Origin of the sequence: Dapis hubbardiae BLCC-M172 (assembly GCF_050016015.1) — a bacterium.
In the GTDB taxonomy this organism is placed as follows: Bacteria; Cyanobacteriota; Cyanobacteriia; order Cyanobacteriales; family Microcoleaceae; genus Trichodesmium.
This window is the reverse complement of sequence record NZ_JBNHEQ010000026.1, coordinates 125-5101: the sequence shown is the minus strand read 5'-3', so window position 1 is coordinate 5101 and position 4977 is coordinate 125. Positions and strand designations below refer to the sequence as shown.

The 4977-nt window shown below is 37.8% G+C and carries 2 protein-coding genes; one reads left to right on the top strand and one right to left on the bottom strand.

The genetic code is table 11. From position 1 onward, the window contains the following. A partial coding sequence (locus ACP6PK_RS03385; protein WP_426557758.1) for a WD40 repeat domain-containing protein occupies nt 1–1967 on the top strand: 1967 nt, incomplete at its 5' end. 612 nt (nt 1968–2579) lie between these two features. Here ACP6PK_RS03385 and ACP6PK_RS03380 read toward each other — a convergent pair. Beyond that, a complete protein-coding gene (locus tag ACP6PK_RS03380) occupies nt 2580–4730 on the bottom strand; it encodes a Tex family protein (RefSeq protein ID WP_426557756.1) in 2151 nt (716 codons plus the stop codon). Between the last annotated feature and the right edge of the window lie 247 nt (nt 4731–4977).

Here is a 4977-nt window from a genome sequence, read left to right as displayed (position 1 = left end):
ACAAAACAGTAAAATTGTGGAACCGTCAGGGGAAATTATTGCAGACTCTCATCGGTCATGACAATTGGGTTAGGGGTGTAGCATTTAGTCCTGATAGCCAGATGATTGCAACTGCTAGTGGAGACAAAACAGTAAAATTGTGGAACCGTCAGGGGAAATTATTGCAGACTCTCATCGGCCATCAAAATTCGGTCAGAGGTGTTGCATTTAGTCCAGATGGAAGGACTATAGCAACTGCTAGTGATGATAAAACAGTGAAGTTGTGGAATCATGAGGGGAAATTATTGCAGACTCTCATCGGTCATGACAATTGGGTCAGGGGTGTAGCCTTGAGCAATGATGGCCAGATGATTGCTTCTGTTAGTTCTGACAAAACAGTGAAGTTGTGGAATCATGAGGGGAAATTATTGCAGACTCTCATCGGCCATGAGGGTAGGATCAGAGGTGTTGCATTTAGTCCCGATGGAGAGACTATAGCGACTGCAAGTGATGATGGTACCGTGAAATTGTGGCAGCGTCAAGGCCAATTGTTGCAGACTCTGGAGGGGCATGAGGATTGGGTCAGGGGTGTAGCATTGAGCAATGATGGCCAGATGATTGCTTCTGTTAGTTCTGACAAAACAGTGAAGTTGTGGAATCATGAGGGGAAATTATTGCAGACTCTCACCGGCCATGAGGATAGGGTCAGAGGTGTAGCATTGAGTTCCGATGGAGAGACTATAGCAACTGCAAGTGATGATGATACGGTGAAATTGTGGAACCGTCAGGGGAAATTATTGCAGACTCTCACCGGGCATCAAAATTCGGTCTATGGTGTAGCCTTTAGTCCCGATGGAGAGACTATTGCAACTGCTAGTTATGACAAAACAGTGAAATTGTGGAACAGTCAGGGGAAATTATTACAGACTCTCACCGACCATGAGAATTGGGTTAGAGGTGTAGCATTTAGTCCTGATAGCCAGATGATTGCAACTGCTAATAGTGACAATACAGTGCAGTTGTCGAATAAAGAGGGGCATCTGTTGCAGACTCTAACCGGCCATCAGGATTCGGTTATTGGTGTAGCATTTAGTCCTGATGGAAAGACTATTGCTTCTGCTAGTGCTGACAGAACCGTGAAATTGTGGACAAATTGGCAAATAGAAGATTTAACTAAGCTTGGTTGTGAGTGGTTAAATGATTACCTAATTTCCTATCCTCAGGAGTTAGAGAAACTGAGAATTTGCCAAACCTACGGACGGATGAAAGTAGCGGCTGGTAGTTGGATAATTGAGGGAGAGAAGTTGGCAAGGGAAAGTGAGGGGGAAGCAGAAAAACTTGAAGAAGCAGTTGCAGCATTTAAAACAGCACTGAAATGGAATTCAGACCTCAACCTCAACCCAAAAGTTAGAGCAGAATCATTAGTTGAGGCAGAAAAGTTGATGGAGAAAGGAACGGAATTAGCAAGACAAGGAAAAATTGAGGAAGCAATAGAAAAGTATCAACGAGCAAAAGAACTTGATAAAGTAGCATTTATGCCTACTCTACAAAATATTGACCCAGAAGCTAAAGCTAAATATCAGGCAGTAGATGCTTTATTGCTTAAAGGGAGTCAGCTTGCGATGGCAGGTAAATTTAAGGTAGCTATAGACTCCTACAAACAAGCAGAAAAAATCGACCCCACTCACATTTATGCTCGTAATTGGAATACACTTTGTCGTCAAGGTAGTCTCTATAAACAAGCTGCTGATGTGATGTTTGCCTGTGACAACGCAGTTGCCCTTAGCCCAAAAAATGCCTCTATTCTTGATAGTCGGGGAATTGCCAGGGCGTTAACTGGGGATATTGAAGGAGCAATTGCAGATTTTCATAAATATGTAGAATTGACTGATGATGAGAAGGATAAAGCGCAACGGCAAGAATGGATAAAAGCACTCCAGGCAGGGGAAAACCCCTTTACTGATGAGGTATTGCAGGAGTTGAGATAGTAGGATGATATAATTCAATTGCTCATACCATAAAAATTATTTGTGTTATAATATTGTTCAAATAACTTTCAAGAAATTGCCCTAATATGACATTACCAAAATTATTAGAATTAGAAAAATCTATCCATAATTTATCATTAGATGAGAAATTATGGTTATTAGAAGCTCATTATTGTAGGGTGCGTTAGACGACGACAATTACCTGGTATCAAAGTGATTTAACAATCCGTCATAACGCACCATTTTAGGTGTGTCATTCGGTCGAGTAGGGTCTGTTTTGCGGAACTACATGAAAAAGCGCTAATCATGTTTCGGGTACGCAAGTATAGTCCAGTAGGGTGCGTTAGACGGTGATCATTACCTGGTATCAAGGTGATTTAACAATCCGTCGTAACGCACCATTTTAGGTGTGTCATTCGGTCGAGTAGGGCGTGTTTTGCGGAACTACATGAAAAAGCGCTAATCATGTTTCAGGTACACAAGCTAACGAAACCAGTTTTACCCATAAATTGCAATGGTGCGTTACGCGGTAACAATATTCACTTGATTTCAGAGTTGTTGATATTCCCGCTAACGCACCCTACTGGACTACTATCTTTCCCAAAAATCAACCTAATTCCGCATAGACAAACCTATCCGTTTCAACTTTTCATTTACTTCTAAAACTCGCACTTTTACCACTTGCCCAACTTTGACAACTTGCTTCGGATCTTTAACAAAATAATCTGCTAATTGAGAGATATGTACTAATCCATCTTGATGAACTCCCACATCAACAAATGCACCAAAATTTGCCACATTAGTTACTATTCCTTCTAACTCCATTCCTACTTCTAAATCCTTAATTTCTTTAATTCCTTCTCGAAAAGTTGCATACTTAAATTCTGCTCTGGGGTCGCGCCCTGGTTTTTCCAATTCACCAATAATATCTTTCAGAGTTGGTGCCCCAATTTTATCGGTGACATACTTTTTTAAATCCAGAGATTTGACTTTTTTTGATATCTGATTAATCTGATTTATCGACACTCCTAAATCTTGAGCGATTGCCTTAACTACGGAATAACTTTCTGGATGTACTGCGGTATTATCTAAAGGATTTTTACCGCTCCGAATTCGCAAAAATCCAGCACAAAGTTCAAAAGTTTTTCCACCCAATTTTGACACTTTTAAAATTTCTTGGCGACTTTGAAAAGCTCCATTTTCATTCCGATATCTAACTAAATTTTTTGCCACTGTGGAACTCATACCAGAAACAAAAATCAGTAGTTCTTTGGAGGCAGTATTCAAATCTACTCCTACATAATTTACACAACTTTCTACAGTTTCATCTAACTTTTTTTTCAACAATTTTTGGTCTACATCATGTTGATATTGACCGACTCCAATAGACTTAGGTTCTATTTTTACAAGTTCTGCTAAAGGGTCTTGTAAACGTCTACCAATACTAATAGCTCCTCGGACGGTAATATCTAATTCTGGAAATTCTTCTATTGCTACTTTAGAAGCAGAATAAATCGAAGCTCCAGATTCATTAACTATAACTTTTATTGGCTTTTTATCCAAAGTAGAAATTACTTCGGTGATAAATTCATCTGTTTCTCTTCCTGCCGTACCATTACCAATAGCAATTAATTCAATTTTGTACTTTTGAATTAACTGTTTAATTGTTGTAGTAGCCTGTTGTTTTTGAGCCGCAGATTGATGAGGAAATATGGCTTGATATTCTAAGAATTTACCCGTTTCACCTAACACCGCAACTTTACACCCGGTTCTAAATCCTGGGTCAATTCCTAAAGTTGGTTTCATTCCCGCAGGAGGAGATAATAATAATTCTCTGAGATTAGTTTCAAAAGTTTTAATTGACTCAATATCTGCCTCAGCTTTCTTTTGAGTTCTTACTTCATTTATCAAGGAATTTTTCATCAAACGATTAAAGGAATCTTTGAGCATTTCCTGATAAAAAGTTCTGATTTCTTTAACCCTGCTACGAATTTCTGAATCTGCTAAATAACCAAGAATAAATTCTCGGTCAAAATCTAGTTCTAAATTTAAGATTCCTTCAGCTTCACCTCTGAACAAAGCCAACATATTATGAGGAGCAATATCTTTAATATTTACCTGAAAATTTCGATACATTTCAAACTTAGTAGTACCTTCTGGATAATCATCTTTTATTTTGGAAGTAAAACAACAAGAGTTGAGAAAATATTCTCGAATATAAGTGCGTAATTCTGCTTTTTCTGCAACTGCTTCTGCCAAAATATCAGACGATCCTTGCAAAGCATCTTCTAAATTTTTGACACCTTTTTCCTCAGCAATATATTTAACTGCTTCTTCTTCAATAGATACAATTTTTGCTTGAGGATGATTCAGAGATTTGATAAATTCTGCCAAAGGTTCTAAACCTTTTTCCCTAGCAATAGTTGCCTTAGTTCGGCGCTTTGGTTTATAGGGAAGATAAAGGTCTTCTAATTCTGTTTTTTGGAAACAAGACTCTATTTTTTCCTGTAATTCGTCCGTAAGTTTACCAGCTTCAGAAATTGCTTTTAATATTACTTTTTTTCTTTCTTCAAGTTCCTGAAGATAAGTAAATCTATCCCAAATATTTCGCAGTTGAGTTTCATCCAGGGAACCAGTATATTCTTTTCGATAACGAGCAACAAAAGGAATAGTTGCTCCTCCACTTAAAAGTTCCAGAGCATTTTTAATATTTTTCGGATTGATATTTAATTCTTGAGCTAAGGTTTTATTTATGTCCAACATGAGCTATCTAGATAAATAGAATTTTTGATTATTTTATACCAAATAGAAATCCTAAGTAGATTGTAATATTTTATCGTAAGGTTTTAGTTTCCAAACCCAAGGGAAAATGGGATGAGGTTTATTTTATCCTCAAGTTTAGTTCTCCCAACCTAAGCAAAAATTCGATTCACCTGTCAGATTTTTTCCGAAATTTTCTCCCAACCTAAGCAAAAATTCGATTCACCTGTCAGATTTTTTCCGAAATTTT